Origin of the sequence: Sandarakinorhabdus rubra (assembly GCF_010994245.1) — a bacterium.
GTDB lineage: Bacteria > Pseudomonadota > Alphaproteobacteria > Sphingomonadales > Sphingomonadaceae > Sandarakinorhabdus > Sandarakinorhabdus rubra.
Genome location: NZ_WMHO01000268.1, coordinates 1 through 3108, shown reverse-complemented (window position 1 = coordinate 3108; position 3108 = coordinate 1). Strand labels below are relative to the sequence as shown.

At 69.7% G+C, this 3108-nt stretch carries 3 protein-coding genes and 1 pseudogene; 2 read left to right on the top strand and 2 right to left on the bottom strand.

Annotation, left to right across the window (positions count from 1 at the left end; translation table 11 throughout):
• Window positions 1-718 (top strand): molybdopterin-binding protein (locus GJV64_RS13085; RefSeq protein ID WP_235927751.1); only part of this gene is annotated, 718 nt, incomplete at its 5' end.
• 45 nt (window positions 719-763) lie between these two features.
• Window positions 764-1447 (top strand): transcriptional repressor LexA, encoded by a 684-nt coding sequence (gene lexA / locus GJV64_RS13080; protein WP_164157764.1) that lies wholly within the window; start codon window positions 764-766, stop codon window positions 1445-1447.
• Here the strand turns inward: lexA and GJV64_RS13075 are convergent.
• Together GJV64_RS13075 and GJV64_RS13070 are read right to left on the bottom strand one after the other, a co-directional pair.
• On the bottom strand, window positions 1441-2478 hold the full coding sequence (locus GJV64_RS13075) for an amidohydrolase family protein (RefSeq protein WP_164157763.1): 1038 nt from the start codon (window positions 2476-2478) through the stop codon (window positions 1441-1443). The genes lexA and GJV64_RS13075 overlap by 7 nt on opposite strands.
• Window positions 2479-2517: 39 nt before the next feature.
• Window positions 2518-3108: pseudogene (locus tag GJV64_RS13070) on the bottom strand (ComEC/Rec2 family competence protein); the annotation flags it as partial.

Below are 3108 nucleotides of genomic sequence, written 5' to 3'. Positions count from 1 at the left end.
GGCGGCCGGCCATGGCGCGCTGCCCGTGGTGCGCCGGCCGCGGGTGACGCTGATCGCCACCGGGGATGAGCTGGTGCCGCCGGGCGAGACGCCGGGGCCGGGGCAAATCGTCTCCTCCAACCCCGCCATGCTCGCACCCCTGCTGCGCTGGGCCGGCGCCGAGGTGAGCGATCCCGGCCTGATCCCCGACCGTGCCGACGCGCTGGCCGCGGCGCTGATGGCCAGCGACGCTGATCTCATCCTCACCATCGGCGGTGCCTCTGTGGGGGACCATGACCTTGTGGTGCCGGTGCTGCGCCAGCTGGGAGCCGACATCGATTTCTGGAAGATCGCGCTCAGGCCCGGCAAGCCGTTGCTCGCGGGCAGCTTGCACGGGCGCCGCGTGATTGGCCTGCCCGGCAATCCCGTCTCGGCCTTCGTCACCGCGCTGCTCTTCGCGGTGCCGCTGGTGGCGCGGCTGGCCGGGCGGCACCACGAACTGCCGACCGAGCGCCTGCCGCTGGCCAGCCCCCTGCCCGCCAACGGCCCGCGCCGCGATCATCTGCGGGGCCGTCGCATCGAAGGTCGGGCCGAGGCGTTTGCGCGACAGGATTCGGCGCTGCTCTCATTGCTGGCCAGCGCCGAGTTGCTGATCATCCGCGAGGCCGGGGCGCCGGCGGCGGCAGCAGGTGATCTCGTGGACTGCATCGCGCTTGACATGTTCCATTCTGTTTTCTAGATGTTCCTTCCATGTTCCGTTTCAATGGCGCGGGAGATGCTTCGGATGCTGACCAGGAAACAGCAGGAACTGCTCATCTTCATCGATGAGCGCCTGAAGGCCGACGGCGTCTCGCCCTCCTTCGAGGAGATGAAGGCGGCGCTCAGCCTCAAGTCCAAATCGGGTGTGCACCGCCTGATCAACGCCCTGGAAGAACGCCAGTTCATCCGCCGCCTGCCCAACCGCGCCCGCGCATTGGAAGTGCTGCGCCTGCCCGAGGCCCTGAAGGTGGAGCGGCCGGCACTGACCCTGGTGTCGAGTCGGCCCGAACCGCGCCCGGTACCGCAGGCGATGCTGGCCGCCAACGACACGGTGGTGGTGCCGCTGCATGGCCGCATCGCCGCCGGCCTGCCGGTGGAGGCGCTGGAAAGCGACCGTTCACTGTCGGTGCCAGCCGCGCTGCTCGGCCCCGGCGATCATTATGCGCTGGAAGTGTCAGGCGACTCCATGATCGATGCCGGCATTTTCGACGGCGATTATGCCCTCATCCGCCGCTGCGACACGGCGCGCGACGGCGACATCGTGGTGGCGCTGATCAACAATGAGGAAGCGACGCTGAAGTATCTGCACCACGAAAAGGGCATGGTGCGCCTGGATCCGGCCAACAGCGCCCACCAACCGCAACGCTATCGCCCGGAACAGGTGCGCATCCAGGGCCGGCTGGCCGGCCTCTTGCGCCGCTATCACTGAGCGGGCAGCGCAATCCGGTAGACACGGGCGGCGGTGCCGCTGAACAGCGCCGTCTTCTCGTCCTCGCTGGCGCTGGCGGCGATCAGCTTGAAGGCGTTCCACAGCGTGACATAGTCACAGGTGCCGCGGTCGACCGGAAAGTTGCTTTCGAACATGCAGCGATCGGCGCCGAAGGCAGCCACCGCGGTCTCGATCCACGGCCGCCAGTCCGCTGCCAGCGCCTCTGCCGTCGCCATCGGCTCGGCCATGAAGCTGGCAAAGCCACCGAACGGCATGGCGAGCCCGCCGACCTTCATCACCACGTTCGGGCAGGCCGCCAGTGCGCGGATATTGGCCTCCCAGCCCTTGAAGTCGGCATCGCGGCGGCCGGCGTACGCGCCGATCCCCAATGGCGTACCGAGATGATCGGCAATGATCGTCAGCTGCGGCAGCGCCCGGGCCGTGGCCACCAGTTCGGGCAGCTGCGGGCTGAGCAGCCAGACATCATAGCTCAAACCCATACTGGCCAGCGTGGCGAGACCGGCGCGAAATGCCGGTTCGGCAAGCAGGCCCGGCAGATGGCGCTGCAGCGGGCCCAGCACAGCCGGATCGGGATCATGGGCGACGCTGTGGCGGATGCCGCGGAACCGCGCCGGCGCCGCGGCCAGATGCGCCTCCAGCACCGGTCGCACCGCCTCGCCCAGCATCATGTTGGCGTGGGACACGATGCCGGCGCAGGCGCGGGTAGGGCCATAGAGGCCAGAGGCTGACATCGCCGCCACCCCGTTGACGAACTCGGTCTCCCCCACCGGGCGCAGTTCGGGCGGGCCATCGGCCCGGTAGAAGGCGCTGCAGTCCACGAACACGGTGGCCACCACATTGTGGCCGGCACCGATGTCGGCCATCAGCTCGTCCAGCATGTAATGGGGCGACAGGTCGATCACGCGGGTGAAGGGATGCGCATCCGCGCCGCCGCGCGGCAGCCGCCGCCGGTCCCACAGATGGTGGTGGGGATCGATGATCGGGCGTTCGGGATCAATGATGTGGGGCATGCACGGCCTCCCCTGTTCGGCACTGGCATCATGGCGGTTTCAGGTGCGCCTGCCACCCCCTCGCTTTGACGGGCGCATCTGCCAGGGCCGGTCACCACTGTCGCTGGCGGCGGTCCGCACGCGCCGGCTGCCCAGCCAGATCGCCACCGATCCGCTGTGTGCCAGGGAGGCCGCATCCAGTTTCAGCCAGCGCGGCCGGCACCAGGCCGGCAGCCGGCGGTCCGAAACGAGGATATCGGCAGCAGCGCAGGCCGGTTCGAACGCGGCACGCGGCACCAGCGCCCGGCTGGTGGTGGCCAGCACCCGCCAGCGCTGGCCGCCGCGCCGCACCTCGGCGAGGCAGGCATCGGGCGAACAGCGGGCGCCCGGCAATTGGCCAATCCACAGGCTGGCCATCGGCTCGGCACCCACCGCCTCGGCCCAGTTGCCCGCCAGATAATCGCCGACACGGGCACGGCTGAAGGCCAGCCGGCCATCGGGCAGCCGCAGGGCCATGTGACGGCCATCGCCGCTGATCAACAAATCAGGCAAAGGCGTTGCCCAGGCGATCAGCGCGGCGGCGGCGATCGGCACTGCCCCCAGCCAGCGCACCCGCGTGCGCCACAGCGCCAGCCACAGGCCGCCGGCCGC